Annotated in this window: 20 protein-coding genes; 5 read left to right on the top strand and 15 right to left on the bottom strand. The window is 70.5% G+C overall.

Annotated features, from left to right (window positions below; all coding sequences use genetic code 11):
- The first annotated feature begins 68 nt into the window (after positions 1–68).
- Positions 69–719 (top strand): amino acid ABC transporter permease, encoded by a 651-nt coding sequence (locus LV75_RS00205; protein ID WP_253884497.1) that lies wholly within the window; start codon positions 69–71, stop codon positions 717–719.
- A complete protein-coding gene (locus tag LV75_RS00200) occupies positions 716–1594 on the top strand; it encodes an amino acid ABC transporter permease (protein ID WP_253884496.1) in 879 nt (292 codons plus the stop codon). Before LV75_RS00205 ends, LV75_RS00200 begins: the two co-directional genes overlap by 4 nt.
- 246 nt (positions 1595–1840) lie before the next feature.
- Here the strand turns inward: LV75_RS00200 and LV75_RS00195 are convergent, their stop codons facing one another.
- From LV75_RS00195 to LV75_RS00155, 9 genes are all read right to left on the bottom strand, one after another.
- Positions 1841–2596 carry a succinate dehydrogenase/fumarate reductase iron-sulfur subunit gene (locus tag LV75_RS00195; protein WP_253884983.1) on the bottom strand — a complete coding sequence of 252 codons (756 nt, stop codon included), beginning with the start codon at positions 2594–2596 and terminating at the stop codon, positions 1841–1843.
- A gap of 1 nt (position 2597) precedes the next feature.
- Complete coding sequence (locus LV75_RS00190) at positions 2598–4508, bottom strand: fumarate reductase/succinate dehydrogenase flavoprotein subunit (RefSeq protein WP_253884495.1); 1911 nt, start codon at positions 4506–4508, stop codon at positions 2598–2600.
- Between the two features lie 34 nt (positions 4509–4542).
- Entirely contained in the window at positions 4543–5325 is a 783-nt protein-coding gene (sdhC, locus tag LV75_RS00185; protein WP_253884494.1) for a succinate dehydrogenase subunit SdhC, read from the bottom strand.
- A gap of 30 nt (positions 5326–5355) precedes the next feature.
- Positions 5356–5637 carry an Rv0250c family protein gene (locus tag LV75_RS00180; RefSeq protein WP_253884493.1) on the bottom strand — a complete coding sequence of 94 codons (282 nt, stop codon included), beginning with the start codon at positions 5635–5637 and terminating at the stop codon, positions 5356–5358.
- Between the two features lie 366 nt (positions 5638–6003).
- Positions 6004–6474, bottom strand: coding sequence for a regulatory protein RecX (locus tag LV75_RS35770; protein WP_253884982.1), 471 nt, complete (start codon positions 6472–6474; stop codon positions 6004–6006).
- 620 nt (positions 6475–7094) lie between these two features.
- Positions 7095–8135 carry a recombinase RecA gene (gene recA / locus LV75_RS00170; protein WP_253884492.1) on the bottom strand — a complete coding sequence of 347 codons (1041 nt, stop codon included), beginning with the start codon at positions 8133–8135 and terminating at the stop codon, positions 7095–7097.
- A 170-nt stretch (positions 8136–8305) separates the two neighbouring features.
- Positions 8306–8500 carry a DUF3046 domain-containing protein gene (locus tag LV75_RS00165; RefSeq protein ID WP_253884491.1) on the bottom strand — a complete coding sequence of 65 codons (195 nt, stop codon included), beginning with the start codon at positions 8498–8500 and terminating at the stop codon, positions 8306–8308.
- Positions 8501–8741: 241 nt separating this feature from the next.
- Positions 8742–10451, bottom strand: coding sequence for an Hsp70 family protein (locus LV75_RS00160; RefSeq protein WP_253884490.1), 1710 nt, complete (start codon positions 10449–10451; stop codon positions 8742–8744).
- Between the two features lie 6 nt (positions 10452–10457).
- A complete protein-coding gene (locus LV75_RS00155) occupies positions 10458–12386 on the bottom strand; it encodes an Hsp70 family protein (protein ID WP_253884489.1) in 1929 nt (642 codons plus the stop codon).
- A gap of 280 nt (positions 12387–12666) precedes the next feature.
- Here LV75_RS00155 and LV75_RS00150 point away from each other — a divergent pair, with 280 nt between their 5' ends.
- Entirely contained in the window at positions 12667–17304 is a 4638-nt protein-coding gene (locus LV75_RS00150; RefSeq protein WP_253884488.1) for an ATP-dependent helicase, read from the top strand.
- 1160 nt (positions 17305–18464) lie between these two features.
- On the opposite strand, the gene LV75_RS00145 is transcribed toward LV75_RS00150, so the two are convergent.
- From LV75_RS00145 to LV75_RS00120, 6 genes are all read right to left on the bottom strand, one after another.
- The gene (locus LV75_RS00145; RefSeq protein WP_253884487.1) at positions 18465–19193 is read right to left on the bottom strand and encodes a VOC family protein; all 729 of its coding nucleotides are present in this window, start codon (positions 19191–19193) and stop codon (positions 18465–18467) included.
- Positions 19194–19252: 59 nt separating this feature from the next.
- Entirely contained in the window at positions 19253–19834 is a 582-nt protein-coding gene (locus LV75_RS00140) for an META domain-containing protein (RefSeq protein WP_253884486.1), read from the bottom strand.
- Positions 19827–20327 carry a SigE family RNA polymerase sigma factor gene (locus tag LV75_RS00135; RefSeq protein WP_253884485.1) on the bottom strand — a complete coding sequence of 167 codons (501 nt, stop codon included), beginning with the start codon at positions 20325–20327 and terminating at the stop codon, positions 19827–19829. The genes LV75_RS00140 and LV75_RS00135 overlap by 8 nt, the downstream gene beginning before the upstream one ends.
- A 64-nt stretch (positions 20328–20391) precedes the next feature.
- The gene (locus LV75_RS00130; RefSeq protein ID WP_253884484.1) at positions 20392–21099 is read right to left on the bottom strand and encodes a VOC family protein; all 708 of its coding nucleotides are present in this window, start codon (positions 21097–21099) and stop codon (positions 20392–20394) included.
- Between the two features lie 142 nt (positions 21100–21241).
- Positions 21242–22006, bottom strand: a complete 765-nt coding sequence (locus tag LV75_RS00125; RefSeq protein WP_253884483.1) for a maleylpyruvate isomerase family mycothiol-dependent enzyme — start codon at positions 22004–22006, stop codon at positions 21242–21244.
- The gene (locus LV75_RS00120) at positions 22003–22413 is read right to left on the bottom strand and encodes an SAV_6107 family HEPN domain-containing protein (RefSeq protein WP_253884482.1); all 411 of its coding nucleotides are present in this window, start codon (positions 22411–22413) and stop codon (positions 22003–22005) included. The genes LV75_RS00125 and LV75_RS00120 overlap by 4 nt, the downstream gene beginning before the upstream one ends.
- A gap of 231 nt (positions 22414–22644) precedes the next feature.
- On the opposite strand from LV75_RS00120, the gene LV75_RS00115 reads away from it, so the two are divergent.
- A complete protein-coding gene (locus LV75_RS00115) occupies positions 22645–23154 on the top strand; it encodes a YbaK/EbsC family protein (RefSeq protein ID WP_253884481.1) in 510 nt (169 codons plus the stop codon).
- Complete coding sequence (locus LV75_RS00110) at positions 23151–23729, top strand: GNAT family N-acetyltransferase (protein WP_253884480.1); 579 nt, start codon at positions 23151–23153, stop codon at positions 23727–23729. The genes LV75_RS00115 and LV75_RS00110 overlap by 4 nt, the downstream gene beginning before the upstream one ends.
- Positions 23730–23906: the final 177 nt, after the last annotated feature.

The raw sequence follows: 23906 nt of genomic DNA, 5'->3' as shown, positions 1-23906 counted from the left end.
CTGACCCGCGCTCGGGGCGCCCGCCTGCCGGTGGGCGCCCCGAGCCTTACCGGGCTCGGAGACAACCCGTGAACGTCATCATCGACAACTTCCCGCTCTACCTCAACGGATTCCTGCAGACGCTGCGGATCTGCGCGTTCGCCGCGCTGGGCTCGCTGGTGCTGGGCACGGTCATCGCCGGGTTCCGGGTGTCCCCGGTCCCGCCGCTGCGCTGGGTCGGCACCGCGTGGGTCACCGTGTTCCGCAACTGCCCGTTGACGGTGGTGCTGTTCTTCTGCGCGTTCGGCCTACCCGAGATCGGCGTCAACGGCGCGTACTTCTGGTTCGGCGTCACCGGTCTGGTCCTCTACACCTCGGCGTTCGTCTGCGAGGCGGTGCGCAGCGGCATCAACTCGGTGCCCGCGGGGCAGGCGGAGGCCGCGCGCGCGGTCGGGCTGACCTTCAGCCAGTCGCTGTCGTCGGTGGTGCTGCCGCAGGCGCTGCGCACGGTGGTGCCGCCGCTGGGCAGCGTGGTCATCGCGATGATCAAGAACTCGGCGATCGCGGGCGCCTTCGGCATCGGCGGCGACCTGTTCGCCGTCGGGGACACGTTGACCTCGGCCAGGGGCGAGGCCGCGCTGCCGGTGCTGCTCGGCGTCGTCATCGGGTACCTGGTGATCACCATCCCCAGCGGCCTGCTGCTGGCCTGGTTGGAGCGAAAGGTGGCGATCGCCCGATGAGCACCTCCGTGCTCTACGACGCGCCGGGACCGCGCACCCGCCGCCGCGTGCTGCTGGGCAGCGTCGTCGCGGGCGTCGTGCTGGCCGGGTTGTTGGCGCTGGTCGGCAACCGGCTCGCCGACAAGGGCCAGTTCGAGGCCGAGAAGTGGGCCCCGCTCACCGACCCGGCCGACGACAACTTCACCAACGTGTGGACGCTGCTGGGCGACGCGCTGGTCAACACCCTGGTCGCCGCGGTGCTGGCGATGGCGTTCTCGCTGGTGATCGGCACCGGGCTGGCGGTGCTGCGGATCACCGCGGGCCGCTCGTGGCGCTGGCTGGTCGTCGGGGTCATCGAGCTGTTCCGCGGCATCCCGGTGGTCATCCTGATCTTCTTCGCCGCCCGGGTGCTGCCCGGCTTCGGCGTCGACCTGTCGAACCTGTGGTTCCTGGTGATCGGGCTGACCGCGTACAACTCGGTGATCATCGCCGAGATCGTGCGCGCCGGGGTGAACTCGCTGCCCAAGGGCCAGCGGGAGGCCGCCGACTCGCTCGGCCTGCGCCGGGGGCAGGTGCTCGGCCTGATCCTGCTGCCGCAGGCGTTCCGGGCGATGCTGCCCGCGCTGATCAGCCAGCTGGTGGTGGTGCTCAAGGACACCTCGCTCGGCTTCATCATCAGCTACGAGGAGACCGTGCGCACCGCCGGGATCATCATCCAGAACCTGGACAACCCCATCCAGGTCTACTTCATCATCGCCGTCATCTTCATCGCCGTGAACTACGCGGTGAGCCGACTCGCCATCTGGGTCGAACGGCGCCTCAGCCGCGGCAAGAAGACCGCGGCCACCCTCTCGGCCACCGACCCGGCGGGCGCCGGAACCGGCGGCGGGGGCTGAGCCACCGGAGCCTCAGCGCTGACACACCGGTGCCCGCGGACCTCGGGGGGTTCGCGGGCACCGGCGTGTCAGCACCGTGGGCCCGCTGATCACCGCGACCGGTAGGGCCTCGTCGCTCGCCGGGTAACGCGTGCCCGCGGTTGATCCGCTGTCCGCAGCCACATCGAACTCCGCTGCAACCTGAGGTCTTCACATGAGAGGTGCCCCCGCGGACACGGGTCCGCGGGGGCACCTCTCAACGCCAGGTCAGGAACCGTTGCGGCGGAAGATCTTCGAGCCGAGCCAGACCAGGGGGTCGTACTTGCGGTCGGCGACGCGTTCCTTCATCGGGATCAGGGCGTTGTCGGTGATCGCGATGTGCTCGGGGCAGACGTCGGTGCAGCACTTGGTGATGTTGCACAGGCCGAGGCCGTGCGAGTCCTGCGCGGCGGGGACGCGGTCGGCGGTGTCGAGCGGGTGGAACTCCAACTCCGCGGCGCGCATGAGGAAGCGCGGGCCGGAGAAGGCCTCCTTGTTGTCCTCGTGGTCGCGCACCACGTGGCAGGTGTTCTGGCACAGGAAGCACTCGATGCACTTGCGGAACTCCTGCGAGCGCTCCACATCGATCTGCTGCATGCGGTAGTCACCGGGGGCGAGGTCCGCGGGTGGGGTGAACGACGGGATCTCCCGCGCCTTCTGGTAGTTGAAGGACACGTCGGTCACCAGGTCGCGGATCACCGGGAAGGTGCGCATCGGGGTGACCGTCACCACCTCCTCCTCGGTGAAGGTCGACATCCGGGTCATGCACAGCAACCGGGGCCTGCCGTTGATCTCCGCGGAGCACGAACCGCACTTGCCCGCCTTGCAGTTCCAGCGCACCGCCAGGTCCGGCGCCTGGGTGGCCTGCAGCCGGTGGATGATGTCGAGGACGACCTCGCCCTCGTGCACCTCCACCAGGAAGTCCCGCAGCTCGCCGGACTCGGCGTCGCCGCGCCACACCTTGAACTTCGCCTTGTAGGGCACCTCAGTCCTTTCGTCCCGGGTGGGAGCTGAGCTCACCGTCGGTGTAGTACTTCTCCAGCTCGGTCAGCTCGAACAGCTCCACCAGGTCCTCGCGCATGGCGTCCTGCTCCTTGCGGGTGATCACCACGTCCGGGACGAGCGCGTCACCCTCGGTCGAGCAGACCAGCAGCGTGTTGCGCCACTGGGCGTCCATCATCGGGAAGTCGTCGCGGGTGTGCCCGCCCCTGCTCTCGGTGCGGGTCAGCGCCGCCTTGGCCACGCACTCGCTGACCAGCAGCATGTTGCGCAGGTCGATGGCCAGGTGCCAGCCCGGGTTGTACTGCCGGTGGCCCTCCACGGTGACCCGGCCGATCCTGGCCTTGATCTCGACGAGCTTGGCCAGCGCCTGCTCGACCTCCTCGGCCTTGCGGATGATGCCGACCAGGTCGTTCATCGACTGCTGCAGCTCGTTCTGCAACGTGTACGGGTTCTCCTCGACGCCGTCGGCAGGCGGCTCGAACGGCGCGAGCGCGAACCGGGCCGCTTCGTCCACATCGGACTGCGCGACGGCGGGCCGCTCGGCGAGCGACTCAACGTAGGACGCGGCGCCCAGACCCGCGCGGCGGCCGAACACCAGCAGGTCCGACAGCGAGTTGCCGCCGAGGCGGTTGGACCCGTGCATGCCGCCGGAGCACTCACCGGCGGCGAACAGGCCGGGCACGCTCGCCGCGGCGGAGTCGGGGTCGACCTCGACGCCACCCATGACGTAGTGGCAGGTCGGCCCGACCTCCATCGGCTCGGCGGTGATGTCGACGTCGGCCAGTTCCTTGAACTGGTGGTACATCGAGGGCAGCCTGCGCCGGATCTCCTCGGCGGGCAGCCTGCTGGCGATGTCGAGGAACACCCCGCCGTGCGGTGACCCGCGACCGGCCTTGACCTCGGAGTTGATCGCGCGGGCCACCTCGTCGCGGGGCAGCAGGTCCGGGGTGCGCCGGTTGGTCTCCTGGTCGGTGTACCAGCGGTCGGCCTCCTGCTCGCCGTCGGCGTACTGGCCCTTGAACACGTCCGGGATGTAGTTGAACATGAACCGCTTGTCGTCGGAGTTCTTCAGCACCCCGCCGTCGCCGCGCACGCCCTCGGTGACCAGGATGCCCTTCACGCTGGGCGGCCAGACCATGCCGGTCGGGTGGAACTGGACGAACTCCATGTTGATCAGCGTGGCGCCCGCGCGCAGGGCCAGCGCGTGCCCGTCGCCGGTGTACTCCCAGGAGTTCGAGGTCACCTTGAACGACTTGCCGATGCCGCCGGTGGCCAGCACGACTGCGGGCGCCTCGAAGAGGATGAACCGGCCGGACTCGCGCCAGTAGCCGAACGCCCCGGCGATCTTGTCGCCGTCCTTGAGCAGCTCGGTGACCGTGCACTCGGCGAAGACCTTGATCCTGGCCTCGTAGTCGCCGGACTCCTTGAAGTCCTCCTGCTGCAGCGACACGATCTTCTGCTGCATGGTGCGGATCAGCTCGAGGCCGGTGCGGTCACCGACGTGGGCGAGCCGGGGGTAGGTGTGGCCGCCGAAGTTGCGCTGGCTGATGCGACCGTCGGCGGTGCGGTCGAACAGGGCCCCGTAGGTCTCCAGCTCCCAGACCCGGTCTGGGGCCTCCTTGGCGTGCAGCTCGGCCATCCGCCAGTTGTTCAGGAACTTGCCGCCGCGCATCGTGTCGCGGAAGTGGACCTGCCAGTTGTCGTTGGAGTTCGCGTTGCCCATCGACGCGGCGCAGCCACCCTCGGCCATCACCGTGTGGGCCTTGCCGAACAGCGACTTGCACACCACGGCGACGCGCAGCCCCCGCTGCCGCGCCTCGATCACCGCGCGCAGTCCCGCGCCACCGGCTCCGATGACAACCACGTCGTAGGAGTGGCGCTCGACCTCGGTCATGTGTTCCTCTCGAGAATGTCTACCCGCTTCAGGTTCAGAAGAAGCGCAAATCGGAGATGGCACCGCTGGCGACGAGCATCACGTAGAGGTCCGTCAGCACCAGCGTGCCCAGGGTCGTCCAAGCCAACTGCATGTGCCGGACGTTGAGCTTGGAGATGAGGGTCCAGGCGCGGTAGCGCACGGGGTGCTTGGAGAAGTGCTTGAGCCTGCCGCCCGCGATGTGCCTGCAGGAGTGGCACGACAGCGTGTAGGCCCAGAGCAGGACCACGTTGGTGAGCAGGACCAGGTTCCCCAGGCCGAGGCCGTGGGTGAGGGCCACGACGGCGTCGTAAGTATTGATCACCGAGACGAGCAGCGCCACGTAGAAGAAGTAGCGGTGCGCGTTCTGCACGATCAGCGGCAGGCGCGTCTCCCCCGAGTACGACGCGTGCGGTTCGGCCACGGCGCAGGCGGGCGGCGACTGCCACACCGACCGGTAGTAGGCCTTGCGGTAGTAGTAGCAGGTCAGCCGGAAGCCGAGCAGGAACGGCAACGCGACGAAGCCCAGCGGGATCCAGCCCGGCAGCTCCGGTAGCGGGGTGCCGAAGTGGCTGGATCCCGGCAGGCAGGACTCACTGAGGCACGGCGAGTAGAACGGCGTCAGGTAGCCGTACTCCTCGACCACGTACCACTTGCCCATGAACGAGCGGACCGTCGCGTAGGCGATGAAGGTCAGCAAGCCGAGGTTGGTGAGCAGGGGCGGGAGCCACCACCGGTCGGTCCGCAGGGTGCGCGCGGAGATACTCGCCCGGGTGGGGGCGCCAACACCTGACGTCATCGTGTCCTCGTTGTTGAGCTGTGTGGTGGTTCAGCGCTGGTAGCCGCCGACGCCCTCGTCGTCGGCGCCGTGCCACAGCGCTGGGTCGTACGGGGTGTCCGGCACGACGACGACGTCAGCCGGTTCCGGCCGCCTCGGGATGGGGGCGGTCGGGGTGGTGGTGAAGTCGGCGACGTCGATATCGATGCGCTCGATGTCGTTGACGAGCCTGCGCACGGCGGGCACGTCGCCGTACCGGGCCCGCAGGGCACCGACGCACTGCCGCAGCTGGCCGATGGTCCGCTGCAGCTCGCTGATCTCCGTACTCGACATGTCGCACCTCCGTACCTACGTCCGGTCGCGGCGTGGGTCCGTGCCGTTGGGGGACCCGTCACCGCTCGTCGCCGACTGTGCCTTGCAACGGCAGATGTGACAAGTACCACATACGGCGAGTCGATGGGTGGTCGACCCCTCGCCAGCAGTGGTCAAGACCTGTGATCTCGCGCACACACCATGGTCGACCGTACACTGTTAAGGCAGGTGAAACCGTTGCCCGGCAAGGAAAGCGGACCGCAACTGTCTCCTGTGACACTGCCCACTGTGGCCAGCCCTCAAGGTCATCGCCGGGCGCTTTTCGACGCCCCGGAAATGTCCGCTCGCCGGGGTGGATCATCACCCGGGGTGACGGCGGGATCGCGTCTAGTCGCGTGCCGCGTCGGCGTCGAGGGCGGCGCGGACGACCCGGTAGGCCATCCCCTCGCCGTAGCCGCGGCGGGCGAGCATCGCGACGAGGCGGCGGATCTTGGTCTGCTCGTCGAGGCCGCGCACGCCGCCCAGCTTCTTGTCGACCAGTTCGGCGGCGCGCTCCTGCTCGGCGTCGGTGTCCACCGCCGCGACCGCCTCGGCGACGATCTCGTCGTCGACGCCCTTGCGGCGCAGCTCCGTGGCCAGCGCGCGCCGCCCCAGGCCGCGGTGGGTGTGCCGGGACCGCACCCAGCTCTCGGCGAACGCGGCGTCGTTGATCAGCCCGGCCTTGTCGAACTTGCCGAGCACAACCTCGGCGATGTCGTCGGGGATCTCCTTGCGCCGCAGCGCCTGCGCGAGTTCGACCCTGGTCCGGTCGCGGGCGGCGAGCAGCCGGTAGCAGATGTCCCTGGCCTTCGCCGCCAGCTCATCGGGGTCAGGTTCCGGGCGGTCGGGTTCGCGGCGGTCGGGTTCAGAGCGGTCGGCGTCGCCGTCGGGACCCGTGGGCGCGCCGCGGCGGCGGGTCCGCGGTTGGTCCGCTCCCCGTGCTCGAGCGGTTGGGCGCTGGCCGTCGTCATCGGGCGCGACCGGCGCGCGCTTGGGCAGCGCGGCCAGCTTCGCGCGCACGAGGTCGACTGCACTGACCGGCGGATCCGCCGTGGGCGCAGCGGGTTCACGGCTCGGCGCCGTCCCTTGTGGAGTCTCTTGTGGACGATCGGCGGCGCGCTCGGCGAGCCGCTCGCCCCGGTTCTCCCGGCGCCCCGGTTCGCGGGGCGGTGCGGCACGCGACCGCGACGCCCGGCGCCGGGGGCGTTCCTCGGTAGCCCACCAGTTCTCGGCGGGTTCCGGCGACGGCGGCGCACCCGTGTCCGCGCTCCACCACGTCCCCGGCTCGGCTCCCCCGGCCGGGGACGGTGATTCATCGGCCGCGTCCGGCACATCCGGCTCGTCCGACCACCAGGTCCCCGGGGCGGTCTCGGCCGCCGCCCCGGGGTCGGGTTCGTGCCACCACCCGGCCCCCTCGGTCCGGGGGGTGCGCTCCGGCATCAGAACTCGACGGGGGCCGGGGCGGTCTCGTCGGCGTCGAGCTTGGCACCGATGCCGAGCTTCTCCTTGATCCGCTTCTCGATCTCGTCGGCCACGTCCGGGTTGTCCAGCAGGAACTTGCGGGCGTTCTCCTTGCCCTGGCCCAGCTGGTCGCCCTCGTAGGTGTACCAGGCGCCGGACTTGCGCAGGATGGCCTGGTCGACGCCCATGTCGATGAGCGAGCCCTCGCGGCTAATGCCCTTGCCGTAGAGGATGTCGAACTCGGCCTGCTTGAACGGCGGGGCGACCTTGTTCTTGACGACCTTGACCCGGGTGCGGTTGCCGACCGGCTCGCCGCCGTCCTTGAGGGTCTCGATGCGCCGGACGTCGAGGCGGACCGAGGCGTAGAACTTCAGCGCCTTGCCACCGGTCGTGGTCTCCGGGGACCCGAACATCACGCCGATCTTCTCGCGCAGCTGGTTGATGAAGATCGCGGTGGTCCCGGAGTTGTTCATCGCGCCGGTCATCTTGCGCAGCGCCTGGCTCATCAGCCGGGCCTGCAGGCCGACGTGGTTGTCGCCCATCTCGCCCTCGATCTCGGCGCGCGGCACCAGGGCGGCGACCGAGTCGATGACGATGATGTCGAGCGCGCCGGAGCGGATCAGCATGTCCGCGATCTCCAGCGCCTGCTCACCGGTGTCGGGCTGGGAGACCAGCAGGGCGTCGGTGTCGACGCCGAGCGCCTTGGCGTACTCGGGGTCGAGCGCGTGCTCGGCGTCGATGAACGCCGCGATGCCGCCCGCGCGCTGGGCGTTGGCCACCGCGTGCAGTGCGACGGTCGTCTTACCGGAGGACTCCGGGCCGTAGATCTCCACGACCCGGCCGCGCGGCAGGCCGCCGATGCCGAGGGCGACATCGAGGGCGATGGCGCCGGTCGGGATGACGGCGATCGGGGCGCGGCCCTCCTCACCGAGGCGCATCACCGAGCCCTTGCCGAAGTTCTTGTCGATCTGGGCAAGGGCGAGTTCGAGCGCCTTGTCCCGGTCGGGTGCTGCTGGCATCTTCGATCCACCTCGGGTCTGTTTCGTGCTCACGCCGAGCACGCTACGGGCAGGGACCGACGATTGTCGGCGGGCACCGCCGGTCTGTGGACAAACGGAGCCGTTGTGGATGGGAGCGTAGCGAACACCTGTTCGACCCCTGGGACCGACACGCCGACCGACGTGGCTGCTCAGCGCCGTTCGGGTGGTACCTCGAAGGCCTCGCAGACGGCCTGCCAGATCTCCTTGGCCGGGATCCCGGCGTCGAGCGCCTGCTCGACGGTGCGGCCGCCGAGGGCGCCGAAGACGTGGTCGTGGGCGATGGTGTCGGCCAGGTGGGCGCCGAACTCGTCGGCGAGCAGGGCTCGGAAAGCGGTGATGCGCATCGCCGCGCAGTGTAGTGGCGCGGTAGTGGCGCGCCCTTGAGCGCCGACCCCGTCTCGACCCGCCCGCGGCCCTGGGCGAGCCACCGGGGGTAGGGCACAATCGTGGGTGTGGCCATCGAACCGCCGTCCGCGCTGGAGAGCACGCTGATCGACATCGCCGTCCTCGGCGGGTTGGTCGCGGCGGTCGTAATCGGGATCATGGCGCTGCGCAATCGGCGGCGCTGACACCCGTGCCGACCGCTTAGGTCCCGGGCTGGACCTCGGCGGTGAAGAAGTCGGCGAGGGAGTCCGGGGTGGTGTCGGAGCCGCGTGCCGGTGCGCGGGTCACCCAGCCGACGATCGGGCGATCCGCGACGGTGAAGACCAAGACCCCCGCGCCGTCCTTGACCCCCGCGCGATAGGTGCCGCCCAGACCGTTGCCGCGCCAGTCCGCAACCACGTGATCACCCTCGGTCATAGCGCCGAGTTGGGTCTCGAACAGCGTCTGGACGTCTTCGCGTGAACCGAACTGGGCGTAGTTGACGGTGTAGGACTGCGGCAGGGCACAGGTGACGTCCGCGGGCGTATCCCCTGTCTTGCACTGCCCGCCATCGGCGACATCGCCTGCGAGTTGGCGTAGGCAGTCGGTGAAGCCCTGGGAGTCCTTGGTGCCTTCGGTCTGACACGACTCCGCGCTCGGTAGATCGTTGCTGGGTAGCAGCAAGAAGACCCCTGCTGCTACGGCAAGTACAAGAACTGCGGCAAGGGAAATCAGCAGAGGTAGCTTCGAACGCTTCGGCGGCTCTACCGGGCGCAGTGGGATCGGGAAGTTCGCCTGGAGTGGGCCGGTGTAAGTGGGCTGCTGCGGCGGAGACGGCTCGACCGTGGTGGTGCGCATGCTGATGCCCTCGCGGGTGACCAGGTGCGCACCGAGGGCGACGGCCGTCTCGGGCTGGTCGAGGCTGGTCGGCACGACCCGCAACTGCTCGGCGATCAACGTCGCCACCAATGGGATCCGGCTGGCCCCGCCGACGAGGTAGATGCCCACCAACCGGTCCGGGGTGAACCCGGTGGCACGGGTGGTGCCCGCGAGGACCTCGACACTGCGCAGCAGGCTGGGGCGGATCAGCCCTTCCAACTCGACGCGCGTCAGCAGGACGTCGTGGAACGGCGTCGGCATGGGCACTTCGGTCTGCGGATGCCGCGATAGAGCTTCCTTGGACGCTTTGATGTCCTCTTGCAGTGCCCGGCGAGCGCGACGGTCCGCGGTGGATTCCGGTCGCAACAATCGCTGCCACCCCGCTGGGTCGCGGTTCGAAACCTGACGACCCACGTGTTCCAACAAGAACTGGTCCACGTCAACGCCACCGAGGTCCGGTAGCCCGTTCTCGGCCAGGACCGCGAACCCTTGCTGGGTAGCGGCAACGACGGCGACATCGAAGGTTCCGGCGCCGAGGTCGTAGACGGCCAGCGCCTGTCCTGGCGGTATCGGATGCCCTAGCGAAGTGAAGTGCGCGGCTGCGGCGACCGGTTCGGGAACCAGCACCAGGTTCGAACCCATGCCCGCTTGCCTAGCCGCGGCTAAGAGGACATTTCGCCGCGCAGGCCCCCACTGCGCGGGGTGGGTTAACCGGACCTCATCAGGCCGGGCGCCACCTAGCTGCCGGGAAACCTCGTCGATCACGTGCCGCAAGACCGCCGCTAGCGCGTCCACCACCGGGACGACGACATCGCCGAGCAGCAGAGTCCCTTCGTCTACCCGCCGCTTCGGGTTGGGCTCGAAACGCGCCGGGTCCAGCCGTGCACGCCGTTCAGCATCCCGACCAACGACGAGCCCGCCATCCTCGTTGGCGTAGACAGCCGACGGCATGGTGGTGGCCCCGTCGACCTCTATCACGCGAGGTGGGCGGCCGTGCGCGGACAGCACCGCCACAGTGTTGGAGGTGCCGAGATCGACGGACAGGACCCGCATGGTGGATCAGGTACCGCTGCCGGGCTTGACGTGGTCGTTGAAGAAGCCGACCAGGTCGTCGGAGCCGGACAGCGCCATGACCGTCCCCATGATCGGTGTGCCGGAGACGGAGAACATGAGCAGACCGGTACCCCCACCGATGTCGGCGTAGTGGTACTTGCCGCTCATCCCCCCGCCGTCCCAGTCGCCGACCGTCCCGTCGATGTTGACGGTGGTGAACGCCGCGTCGATGTTGGCCTCGACCAGGTCCTCGGAGGTGAACTGGTGGTAGAGGACGTAATAGCCGTTGTCGGGCTTGCAGGTCACGGCGATCGCCCCCGGGGTGGGTTGGCTGCCGTTGATGTCCATGCCCGCTTCGCAGTTGTGGTCGGAGACCGACCCGGCGACCTCGCGCATGCACGGGGTGAACCCCTGCTCGTCGGTCGTCTTGTCGGTGCAGTCCGCGGCGAGGCTGGAGCCACCGGAGGTGGCGATGATGACGCTGACGATGCCGACCACCACCACGGCGATGATCGCGGTGGCGACGTACCAGACCTTGTTGGAGCTCTGCCGCTGCGCCGGGATCGGTAACGGCTGGTGCGCCGGCACCTGCTGGTGCTGCACCGGCGTCGGGATCGACGGGGGGCTCTGCACGGGGATCGGGGCCGACGGCGGGGCCTGGACCGGGATCGGGCGCGACGGCGGGCCCTGGACGCGCTGGGGGCCGGACTGGGGGAACTGCTGCGCCGGGGTGGCGCTCGTCTGCGGGGCCTGGGGCGCTTGCGGGGCTTGGGCGTTGAAGCCGCTGGTACGCGGGGGGACGGTCGCGCGGGAGCGGCGAACGGCGTCGATGGTGCTGGCCATGTCGCCGGTGCGCATGGTGATGCCCTCTTGCGGCACGTGGTGCGCGCCGAGCGCGACAGCCGTCTCGGGCTGGTCGAGGCTGGTCGGCACGACCCGCAACTGCTCGGCGATCAACGTCGCCACCAGCGGGATCCGGCTGGACCCGCCGACCAGGTAGATGCCGACGAGGCGGTCGGGGCTCATGCCGGTGGAGCGGATCGTCGCGGCGAGCAGTTCGACGCTGCGGAGCATGCCGGGGCGGATCAGCGCCTCGAGCTCTACGCGGGTCACCAGGACGTCGTCGAACGGCTCGGGTAGCGGCACCTCGGTCTGCGGGTGGCGCGACAAGGCTTCCTTGGACGCCTTCACGTCCTCACGCAGCGCGCGTTGGGCCCGCCGGTCGCCGGTGGACTCGGGACGCAGCAGGCGCTGCCAAGCGGCCGGGTCGCGGTGGGAGACCTGACGGCCCACGTGTTCCAAGAGCGCTTGGTCGACGTCCAAGCCACCGAGGTCCGGTAGGCCTGCCTCGGCCAGTACGACGAATCCGTTTTGCGTCGCACCGACGATGGCGACGTCAAAGGTTCCCGCACCGAGGTCGTAAACGGCGAGCGCTTGTCCGGAAGCCAGGGTCTGGCCGGGGAAAGAAGCGAAGTGCGCGGCGGCGGCCACCGGTTCGGGGACCAGCACCAGGTTCGAGCCCATGCCCGCCTGCCGGGCGGCCGACAGCAGGACGTTGCGCCGCACCGGGCCCCACTGCGCGGGGTGGGTCAACCGCACCTCGTCGGGCTTCTTGTTGCCGAGCTGGCGGGAGGTCTCGTCGGCGACGCGGCGCAGGACCCCGGCCAGCGCGTCGGTGACCGGGACGACGGTGTCGCCGAGCAGCAGGGTGCCCTCGTCGACGCGGCGCTTGGGGTTGGGTTCGAAGCGGGAGGGGTCGAGCCGGGCGCGCCGTTCGGCGTCGCGACCGACGACCAGGCCGCCGTCCTCACCCGCGAACACCGCGGAGGGCATCATCGAGGCCCCGTCGACGTCGACCACCCGTGGCGGGCGACCGTGCGCGGACAGCACGGCGACGGTGTTCGACGTGCCGAGATCGACCGACAGGACGTTCACTGCTCTCCCCTCAACGCAACCCCGATCGTGCTTCCCCCAGGTTGTCGTCGCAGATGCTCCCATGCGTGACACGCCGTGCGGGCCTGGTCTCCCAGATCTCCACGCCCGGCGGGGTCACCCGGGGTGGAGCCTTACCGTACCCAGGTCCGCCCCCGCCTCCCACGGCCAACACGGCGAGGTCCCGGATGGACACTGAGCGCAGTTGTCCACAAGCACCCCGGCCGTCCACAGCCCGCGCCGAGTCGTGGCGCTGTCGGTCGGCTGGGGTAACCATGGGACCGTGACGACCGACGCGCTCGACCTGTTCACCGCCCCGACCCGGCACTGGTTCGGCGGGGCCTTCGCCGCGCCGACCGACGCCCAGGCCGGGGCGTGGCGGGCGGCCGCGGCGGGTGAGCACGCGCTCGTGGTCGCGCCGACCGGGTCCGGCAAGACGCTCGCCGCGTTCCTGTGGGCGCTGGACCGGCTCGCGCACGAGGGGGTCCCCAGCGATCCCAAGAAGCGGTGCCGGGTGCTGTACGTGTCCCCGCTCAAGGCGTTGGCGGTGGACGTGCAGCGCAACCTGCGCGCGCCGCTGGCGGGCATCCGGCAGGCCGCGCACCGGCTCGACCTGCCGGAACCGGACATCACGGTCGGGACGCGCACCGGCGACACCCCGGCCGACGAGCGCCGCTCGTTCGCCAGGACGCCGCCGGACGTGCTGGTCACCACCCCCGAGTCGCTGTTCCTGCTGCTGACCTCGGCGGCGCGGGAGTCGCTGCGCGGGGTGCGCACGGTGATCCTCGACGAGGTGCACGCGGTGGCGGGCACCAAGCGCGGCTCGCACCTGGCGGTGTCGCTGGAGCGGTTGGACGCGCTGCTGGAGCGGCCCGCGCAGCGCATCGGGTTGTCGGCGACGGTGCGGCCGGTGGAGGAGGTCAGCGGGTACCTCTGCGGTGGCCGCCCGGTCACCCTGGTCCGGCCGAAGATCGCGAAAACGGTTCAGGTCAGCGTCGAGGTGCCGGTGGCGGACATGGCGAGCCTGGGCGAGGGTCCCGCGGCGCCGGTCGACCCGGACGCGCCGGAGGCGCAGCAGCGGCCGTCGATCTGGCCGATGGTGGAGCAGCGGGTGCTGGAGCTGGTGCGCGAGCACCGCTCGACCATCGTGTTCGCCAACTCGCGCAGGCTGGCCGAGCGGATGACCGCGCGGCTCAACGAACTGGCCAGCGAGGAGTCCGAGGCGCTCGCGCGGTTCCCGGCCGAGGCGATCGGGCAGTCCGGGCTGACCACGATGGTCGAGCCGGTGGTGGCCAGAGCGCACCACGGGTCGATGTCGCGCGAGCAGCGGACCCTGGTCGAGGAGGACCTCAAGTCCGGACGGCTGCCGTGCGTGGTGGCGACCTCCTCGCTGGAGCTGGGCATCGACATGGGCGCGGTCGACCTGGTGGTGCAGATCGAGGCGCCGCCGACGGTGGCGGCCGGGATGCAGCGGGTCGGGCGCGCGGGCCACCAGGTGGGGGCGGTCTCGCGCGGGGTGATGTTCCCGAAGTTCCGCGGCGACCTGGTGTCCTGCGCGGTGGTCGCCGAGCGGATGGCGGGCGGGGCCATCGAGGCCGTCCGCTACCCGCGCAACCCGCTCGACGTGCTGGCCCAGCACGTCGTGGCGATGGTGGCGCTGGAACCGTGGACGGTGACCGAGTTGGCCGCGCTGGTGCGGCGGGCAGCGCCGTACGCGTCGCTGCCGGACTCGGCGCTGTACTCGGTGCTGGACATGCTGGCGGGCCGGTACCCGAGCGAGGAGTTCGGCGAGCTGCGGCCGCGGATCACCTGGGACCGGATCAGCGGCGAGCTGCGCGGGCGTCCCGGCGCGCAGCGGCTGGCGGTCACCTCCGGCGGCACCATCCCCGACCGCGGCCTGTTCACCGTGATGACACCGCCGAACGAGCGCGGCGCGGGGTCGCGGGTCGGTGAGCTGGACGAGGAGATGGTCTACGAGTCCAGGGTGGGCGACACGTTCCTGCTGGGCACCTCGGCGTGGCGGGTGCAGGACATCACCCACGACCGGGTGATCGTCACGCCTGCGCCGGGTGAGCCCGCGCGGATGCCGTTCTGGAAGGGCGATGCGCCGGGACGGCCGCTGGAGCTGGGTCGGGCGCTGGGCGCGTTCGTCCGCGAACTGTCCGCTGTGGACGAACCGGCGGCGCGGGCGCGGGCCGCGACGGCCGGGCTGGACGAGTGGGCGACCGACAACCTGCTGGCGTACCTGGGCGAGCAGCGGGAGGCGACCCGGCACATCCCCGACGACCGGACCGTGCTGGTGGAGCGGTTCCGCGACGAACTGGGCGACTGGCGGCTGGTGGTGCACTCGCCGTTCGGGGCGCAGGTGAACGCGCCGTGGGCGTTGGCGATCGGGGCGCGGCTGCGGGAGCGGCGCGGGGTGGACGCGCAGATCGCGCACTCCGACGACGGGATCGTGGTGCGGCTGCCGGACGCGGTCGACGACAGCGGCCAAGAGGTGGTGGCCGGGGTCGAGGACGTGCTGCTGGACCCGGAGGAGGTCGAGCAGGTCGTGGTCGCCGAGGTGGGCGGGTCGGCGCTGTTCGCGTCCCGGTTCCGCGAGTGCGCGGCGCGGTCGTTGTTGCTGCCCCGGCGCGATCCCCGGCGGCGGACCCCGCTGTGGCAGCAGCGGCAGCGGTCGGCGCAACTGCTGTCGGTCGCGGCGAAGTACGAGCAGTTCCCGGTGGTGCTGGAGGCCATGCGGGAGTGCCTGCAGGACGTCTACGACGTGGCCGGGCTGCGGGAGTTGATGTCGGACGTGCGAGCCAGGCGGGTGCGGGTGGTCGAGGTGGAGACCCCGTCGGCGTCGCCGTTCGCGCGCAGCCTGCTGTTCGGGTACGTGGGCATGTTCCTCTACGGGGTGGACGTGCCGCTGGCGGAGCGGCGGGCGGCCGCGCTGTCGCTCGACAGCGCCCTGCTGGCCGAGTTGCTCGGGTCGGAGGCGATCCGCGAACTGCTCGACCCCGAGGTGCTGGCCGAGGTGGAGCGGTCGCTGCAGCGGCTGGACCCCAAGCGGCACGCCAGGCACGCCGAGGACACCGCCGACCTGCTGCGGTTCCTGGGCGATCTGTCCGAGGCGGAGGCGGCCGAGCGCGGCGTGCTGCCGGAGTGGTTGACCGAGTTGGTCGACGCGCGGCGGGTGTTGCGGGTGCGGATCGCGGGAGAGGAACGCTTCATCGCGATCGAGGACGCCGGACGGGTCCGCGACGCCTTGGGGACGGCGTTGCCGGTGGGGGTGCCGGAGGCGTTCACCGAGCCGGTGGCGGACCCGGTCGGCGACCTGCTGGCCCGGTACGCCCGCACGCACGGTCCGTTTCCAGCCTCGGAGGCGGCAACCCGGTTCGGGCTGGGCGTGTCGGTGGTGACGGGGGTGTTGGAGCGGCTCGCGGGGTCCGGCAGGTTGGTGCGCGGTGAGTTGCGACCGGGCGGCACGCACACCGAGTACTGCGACGCCGAGGTGCTGCGCCGATTGCGCCGGGCATCGCTGGCCCGGCTGCGGGCCGAAGTCGAGCCGGTTGAGCCTGCCGCGCTGGGTCGGTTCTTGCCGAGCTGGCACGGGATTGGCCGCCGGTTGCGGTCAGCCCCAACCGCAGACGATGTGCTGTCGGTGGTGGAGCAGCTGGCAGGGGCACCGTTGCCTGCAAGCGCGGTGGAGTCGTTGATCCTGCCTGCGCGGTTGCCGGGGTACACGCCCGCGCTGCTAGATGAGCTGACAGCGGCAGGCGAGGTTACCTGGTGCGGTAGCGGTTCCTTGGCTGGTGGCGACGGTTGGATCGCCTTGGCACCAACGGATGTGGCGGATCTATTGCTACCGGAGGTGGAGGAAGCCGTCCCCGACACCCCGCTGCACACGGCAGTCCTGTCTTCTTTGGACAGTGGCGCTCTATTCTTCCGCCAGATCGTCGACCGAACCAGCGCCGTCCTCCTCGACGGCGGCGCAGAGGCCCCGGACGACCCGGACGTAGTGACCGCCCTGTGGGACCTAGTGTGGGGCGGCCTCGTCACCAACGACACAATCGCGCCCCTACGGGCCCTAGTCGCAGGCAAGGGCGCCACCCACAAACCACGCCGCACTCCCCCACGCGGCCGGTACGCCCGCCTGCGCACCGCACGCCCCGTCATGCCAAGCCGCACAGGCCCGCCGACCGTGGGCGGCCGCTGGTCCTTGGTCATACCACGCGAAGAAGACCCCACTCGCCGAGCACACGCCCGCGCCGAGGCATTCCTAGAGCGACACGGCGTCCTCACTCGCGGCGCCCTAGACACCGAACGCGTCGTAGGCGGATTCAGCGGCGTCTACAAGGTGCTACGCGCCATGGAAGACTCCGGCCAAATCATCCGCGGCTACGTCGTAGAAGGCCTAGGCGCCGCCCAATTCGCCGCCCGAGGCGCAGTAGATCGCCTACGAGCCCTGTCCCGCCCGGACACCCCCACCCCCCAACCCGACGTAGTAGTCGCCGAAGGCTGGCCCATCCCCGCAAGCCTGCAACACCCCGCCACACCAACCCCCACCCATGACGCAGTAGTCCTAGCCGCAGCCGACCCCGCCCAGCCCTACGGCGCCGCCCTCGACTGGCCCGCCCCCGTCGGCGAAGGCAAACACCGCCCCGCCCGCAAAGCAGGCGCCCTCGCCGTACTCGTCGATGGAGTACCCGTGATCTACGTAGAACGCGGAGGAAAGACCCTACTTTCCTTCACCGACAACGACACATTGCTCCGCGCAGGCGCCGGCGCGCTATCAAGGGCCGTCCGGGAGGGGTGGTTGGGGAGCTTGTCGGTAGAGAAAGCAGACGGAGAGGTGGCATTGACCTCCGCCCTAGCGGCAGTCCTGCGAGATGCCGGTTTCCGAGCCACCCCCAAAGGATTGCGATTGCGAGCTTGAGGGCCGCTTACTGAGCGATTGTCCACAACGCCTTCAGTTGCCCACAGGGCGCCGGTCACTACTGCCGGTTTGTCGGCGGTGCACGGTAAGCTATACATCGGGGGCCTCTCGCGGCAGATGATCTTGCGGTGCCAATTGTGGCGGGCGGTTGCCCACAACGGTTCTGGTTGTCCACAGGCTGTTGCTTGACGCTCCCGGTTGTCGGCGTGCTTCGGTAAGCTGTGTATTTGGGGCTTTCGATCAGGTTGATCTTGACGTCAGCCGTTGCTGGGGATGCGGGGCAAGAGATTCGGGCCTCCGCCTTCGGCTCCGGTAAACGGCTCGCCTTCGGCATTGCATCTGATCCGCGACAATGCGACAAGCTCGATGGGGCGAACTTGTTTTGCGTGGGGCCTCTACAACACCCGTGGCAGGTCCGCAAAGCAGGGGCCGAAAAGACTGGCCCTGCCGCGAGGAAACGCTACGGGTGTTGTCCCCCCACGCAAAACAAGTCCGCCCCATCGAGCAGTTGGCACCAGCGAGTCCGACTGTCCAGGTGCTGGGTTGGCAGGGCAGCCGAGAGCGGGCTGGGATGGCACCGGCCGTTCCGAGTGTCCAGGGCTGAGCAGGTGGGTTGGGGCAGACCTGACGGAAGGCCAGTTGGCACCGACGGGTCCGAGTGTCCAGGGGCTGGCACTGTGGGCTGGGGCGGACCTGATGGAAGTCGGGCTGACACCAGCGACTCCGACTGTCCACGCGCTGAGCAGACGGGCTGAGGCGGACCTGGCGGGGGCGGGATGGCACCGACGGTCCGAGTGTCTACGGACTGAGCAGGTGGGCTGGGGCGGGCCTGATGGAAGTCGGGCTGGCACCAACGACTTCCTCCAGCCCAATGGCTGGCCAGGTGGGCTGAGGCCGGACCTGACGGGGCTGGGCTGGTACCGACGGTTTCTTGGTGTCCAGTGGCTGGGCTTGGGCGGTCGGGAGTAGGGCGCCCGGGTGACAACCACGGCTTCCGAGGAGTGTGGGGTCGGAGTGAATGGCCTGCGGCTACTGAGTGTCCAGTGGTCGGAGTCGAGGGTGTTCTGAACACCGGTGACTTCTGGGGAAAGCGAAGGCGCTCTGGTTGCCGGGGCCTGGCATTGGCGCTTCTGAGGCGGCCAGCTGTGGGGGTGAAGGGGTCAGCGGGGGGTGAGGACGCAGAACTCGTTGCCTTCGGGATCGGTCAGCACGACCCAGGGGGCGTCTGCTTGGCCGATGTTGACGGGGGTCGCGCCCAGCGAGCGGAGGCGGGCGACGGCCTGGTGTTGGTCTTCGCCGGGGTGGGGGGCGATGTCCAGGTGGAGGCGGTTCTTGGTGATCTTGGGGTCGTCGATGCGGAGGAACTCCAGCCAGGGGCCGTGGTGGTCGTTGGCGTGCAGTGAGGCGAAGCCGGGCTCGTCACGGACTATGCGCAGGGTGGTGGCGGCTGCCCAGAAGGTGGCTTGGGCGCTGGGGTTCGCGGCGTCGACGACGATGGCGGCTATGGCGCCGGTGGTGGCGTATTCGGGGCGGGGTTCCAGGACGCAGAACTCGTTGCCCTCGGGGTCGGCCAGGACCACCCACGGCACGGCGCCCTGGCCCAGTTCGACCGGGACCGCGCCCAGGCTGAGGGCCCGGCGGACGGTGGCGTCCTGGTCGGTCGGGGAGTGGCTGGACAGGTCCAGGTGCACCCGGTTCTTGACCCGCTTGGGCTCGACCACCGGGACGAACACCAGGTCCATCCACCAGCCGTCCTCCGGCGGCGCGGACACGTCGACCTCGCCGCTGTCGGCCTGCGTCGCCGCCCAGCCCAGCAGATCGGCCCAGAAGCGCGCTAAGGCAGGCGGATCAGCGGCGTCCACCACGACGTTGACCAAGCGGGTCGGCATGCCTGGACGCTAGTGCAGGTGACCGTTTCCCGCTGAAAGCCCACCGAACTGCCGGTGCGTCAGCCCGCTCGCCGGTAGGTGCCCAGCGCTTTGCCCGCGGCGTCGTAGAAGGTCAGGTTGTCGCCTTGGAGTTGGTAGGTGGCGGCGGCGGTCAGCACGGCCTGGTTGGGGACGTTGGCGCACGCGATGTAGGTCGTGCCGCCCTCGGGTGTGGCGGTGAACGAGGTGCCGCCTGCGGTGTAGCGGCCCTGGGAGGCGTTGCAGCCGTCGGAGGCCGTCCAGCGGCCGTCCGGGGCGAAGCGGATCAGGGGTGGTTGGGGGCGGAGCGCGGGTTGGGCCTGGGAGTCGCCCACGATCGACACCGGTTCCCAGGTGCCCGTCAGCCCGGCGGCGGGTGGCGCGATCGCCCCCGCCGCGGTGCTCGTGGTGGACTCGGTGCCGACGCGGAGCGCGACGCCGCCGCCGATCAGGGCGAGCAGCACGACCGCGGCGGCGGACACCAGGCGCGTGACCCGGCGTCTGCGGAGCCGCTGGTGGACCGCGAACAGCAGGTCCTCACCCGCCACCGCGGCCGCCTGCTCGGTGAAGGTCGAGCGCAACCGCCGCTCCACCTCGTCCATCGCGCCCTCCCCGCTACTCACCGGTGGACTCCTTCGGCTCGGCCCAGGTCGCCCGCAGACTGCTCAACGCGCGCGACGCCTGCGAGCGCACTGTGCTCTCCGCGCAGCCGAGCAGCTCGGCGATGGAGCGGTCGTCGCGGTCCTCGTAGAACCGCAGCACCAGCACCGCCCGCTGCCGCGGTGGCAGGGCGGCCAGCGCGCCCCACGTCTGGGCGCGCGCGGCGACCCCGTCGGCGTGGTCGGCGGAGCTCGCGGACTCGAACCAGGCGTCACCGGGGCGCAGCGGGACCTCGGTGCTCGAGCGCCTGCGCCGGAAGTCGACGTGCGCGTTCACCACGATCCGGCGCAGGTAGGCGTCGGGGTGATCGGCCGCGACGACCCGGCGCCAGCGGCTGTGCGCCTTGAGCAGCGCGGTCTGCACCAGGTCCTCCGCGAGGTGCTGGTCGCCGGTGAGCAGGTACGCGAACCGCAGCAGTGCCTGCCCGCGGTCCCGCACGTACTCGTCGAACCCCATCCCCCACCCTTTCGGCCGCTGCTCCCCAGACGGGGTGGGCGGTGGGTTCCGCTGCACCGGTGGCTCAGGTCGACACGCGCGTGGGGACGAGCCGGAACTCGTTGCCCTCCGGGTCGTGGAAGACGCCGTCGCGGTGGGTGGCGCCCTGGGTGATCAGGTGGCTGGTGTCGGCCTCGTCGTCGGTGGCGGCGAGGGTGAGCCGGATGCGGTTGGGACCGCGGCGCGGGTCGGGCACGCGCAGGAACTCGATCCACGGCCCGGAGCGCTCACTGGCCCGCAGCGCCGCCGAGTTCTCCTCGGTGTGCACCAGCGGCCACCCGGTCGCCGCGGACCAGAACGTCGCCAGGCGGGTGGGGTCGGCGGCGTCGACGACGAGCGCGGCCAGCGGCCCGGTGTGGTGGTAGAGGTCGCCCGGTTCCAGGATGCAGAACTCGTTGCCCGCCGGGTCCCGGAACACCGTCCACGGCACCCCCGGCCCCTGCCCGACGTTGACCTCGACCGCCCCGACGTCGGCGGCCAGGGAGGTCAGCACCTGGTACTCGTGCGGGCTCTCGGTGGCCAGGTCCAGGTGGATCCGGTTCTTCGCCGCCTTGTCCCAGCGCTGCGGCACGAAGGCCAGGTCCAGCCCACAACCCCCCAGGTCAGGGGCGACAAGGCGGTGACAACCGCCGCGACCGGGAGTGGCGGTGCCGCCGAGCATGATGTACCAGAACTGGGCAGCGGCCGCCGGGTCGGTCGCATCGATCACGAGGCTCGCCAGGCGGGTGGGCATGTCCGACACCGTAGTCCTCCCGGCCCACCGGCATCGGCGCGTGCTTTTCCCACCACCCGCACGCGGCCGCGCGAACCCCTACCCCAGTCCTTTGTGGATCCGCCACCGCGCCGCGAGCGGGGTGCGCGGCGCGGTGGCGGGGCTAGCGGGTGGCGAGGCGCAGGAGGGCCCAGAGTTGGGTCAGGGCGTCGAGATCTCCTTCTCGTTCTACTGCTGAGCTGAAGACGGCGCTGCGGCCCCATAGCCATAGGTAGAGCTCTTGTGGTGGCCCGGTCACCGTTGCCGCTGCCGATTCGGCGGACAAGAGGGGTGCGGGTGAGGCGGTAGTCCTATCTGTGGTCACTTCGGCCAGCCAGGTGTGGCCCGCGGTTCTAACCGCCACCGTTGTCGCGCGGGTGCCTGATACGCCCAGCACCGCGAGGCGGTGGGTGAACCAGAGCGTCAGCACTTCGTCCACGCCGTCCACAGCGACGTCCTCCGGCACCGGGGTGATCGGTTCACCGACAGCGCCTTGCACATCGATCCGGTGGACCGTCGCCTCGTGGGCCATGCGGCGGCGCCAGAAGCCGTAGGTCTGGTTCTCGGGGTGCCAGGTAGGACAAGAGGCGTCGGGTGGGTGTGACTCCAGTTCACCGAGCAAGGCGCGTAGACCGTCTCGCAGGTAGTGCTCCAAGGGCTCACCGTCGAGCGGTTGGCGCTGCCAGCGGGTGGGGCGGTCGCCGGTGCGGATCCAGGTGAGGGCCATCCGGTAGACGCTGCCCAGGTGGCGGGCGGTCTCCCCGGCGGTGAGGCCGGGGCAGCCGGGGACCGGGCGGTCCGGGTCGGCGCCCACCGTGGCCGCGGCGAGCAGGGTGGTCTCGGTCTCCAGGACGTCGAGCAGCCGGTCGGCTTCGATCAGCGCGGTCACCGCCGGGTGCCGTGCACGGCGCGGTGCACCAGGCCGATGAACTCGGCCGCCTGCCGGTGCAGGTCCTCGGCGGCGCGGGGGCCGACCCGGCTGGTGATGCCCGCCTGCACCGCGGCGCGGGTGGCCGAGCAGGCGGCGAAGTGCGCCGCCCACTCGCGCATCTCCGGGGCCACCGCGGCCAGCAGCGTCCACACGCTGGTCGGCTTGGCCCGACCCCGGTGCGGGCGACCGCGGGCGGCCAGCAGCGCCGCCGCGGCGCGCAGCGCGCACAGGTACGACTCGGTGAACAGGTGCGCGGGCGTTGCCCGCTCCGACACCGCGGCGAACCCGCGCTCGGCCTGCCCGAGCAGGGCCACCGCGGCGGCCGGTGGTGCCTGGGTGACGGGGAAGTCCAGTGTGCTGGTCATCAAGGGCCTCCTCCCGATCGAGACGTCACGCACGACTGCGACGAACCCGCCGAGGGGAAGCCGGCGGTGCCCGGCGGTGAGGCGCTTCCCCCGCCCCACCACCGGGCCGTGTTCGAACCTATGTTCGAACAAAGTCAGCGTAACCCGTGGTGGGACGGGGTTCAAGCAGAGTTCGGTGTGACCCTGGCGGGCAGGTGGGCGTCACCCGGGAGCGGGTGGTGTGATGGAGCGGTGAGCACACTCGAGCACCGCGGGGTCGCCGCGATAGCGGACGCCCTGCGCGCGGCAGGACTGCCCGAGGCCGCCGCCGGAATCCGGTTCCTCGACGACGACGTCCGCACCGCCGCGGCGGCAGCGGCGGCGTTGGGCATACCGGTGGGCGCTATAGCCAACAGTCTCGTCTTCATCGCGGACGGCGAACCGCTGTTGGTCCTGACCTCCGGCGATCACCGCGCCGACACGGGCAAGCTCGCCGAGCTGGTCGGGGCCACCGAGGTGCGTAAGGCAGACCCGGCGTTCGTCCGCGAACACACTGGTCAGGCCATCGGCGGCGTCGCCCCGATCGGGCACCCCGAGCCGCTGCGCACCCTGGTCGACAGCCACCTGGAGCGCTACCCGGCGGTCTGGGCCGCGGCGGGCCACCCGAAGTCGGTGTTCCCCACCACCTACGCCGATCTGGTGACCCTCACCGGGGGCACAGCTGCGCGGGTGGGCGTCGAGGAGGATGATCCGTTCTCGTGACCGCCGCTCCAGAACCCCGCGTCGCCCGCTTCGCCGAACTGAGCGGCGACGAGCTGCGGAGCCGCCTGCGCGATGCGCTGACCCTGTACGTGACCGCCATGAACTACCCCAAGGGCACCGCCGAGCAGCGCGCCCCGATGTGGCTGGCGCACATGCTGCGGATCGGCTGGCGCTGCGTGGCCGCGTTCGACACCGACGACCGCATGGCGGGCATCGCCTACGGCTACCAGGGCGCCCCCGGCCAGTGGTGGCACGAACAGGTCAAACGCGGCGTCACCGAACGCCACGGCCTGGACGTGGCCGAGCGGTGGATGGACGACTATTTTGAGCTGACCGAACTGCACGTGCGCCCAGACACCCAAGGCCAAGGCATCGGCGGCGAACTGGTCCGCAGGCTGGTCGCGGGCACGCCTAACGCACACGTGCTGCTCTCAACCCCCGAAGGCCCATCCAGGGCCTGGAACCTCTACCGCAAACTGTCCTTCACCGACGTCCTCCGCGACTACCAATTCGCAGGCGACCCCCGCCCCTTCGGCGTCCTCGGCCGAGCCCTGCCGCTGACCGACCCGAACTAGCGGAATCCCCGGCCCCAACCCAGCCACCGGGGAAACCGTGGTGCCAGCCACTGGACTCCAGGAGCAAGCGGCACCAACCCCGCCGCCCTACTCCGACAGCATTGCCGACCACAGAGACACTCGAACGCCGAAGTGCTACCCCCGTTTCCGTCAGATCCGCCCCAGCCCACCTGGCCA

It is taken from the genome of Actinokineospora diospyrosa, assembly GCF_024171925.1.
Taxonomy (GTDB): Bacteria; Actinomycetota; Actinomycetes; order Mycobacteriales; family Pseudonocardiaceae; genus Actinokineospora; species Actinokineospora diospyrosa.
Note: the sequence above shows the minus strand (reverse complement) of the source record. Positions and strands in the feature narration are given on the sequence as shown.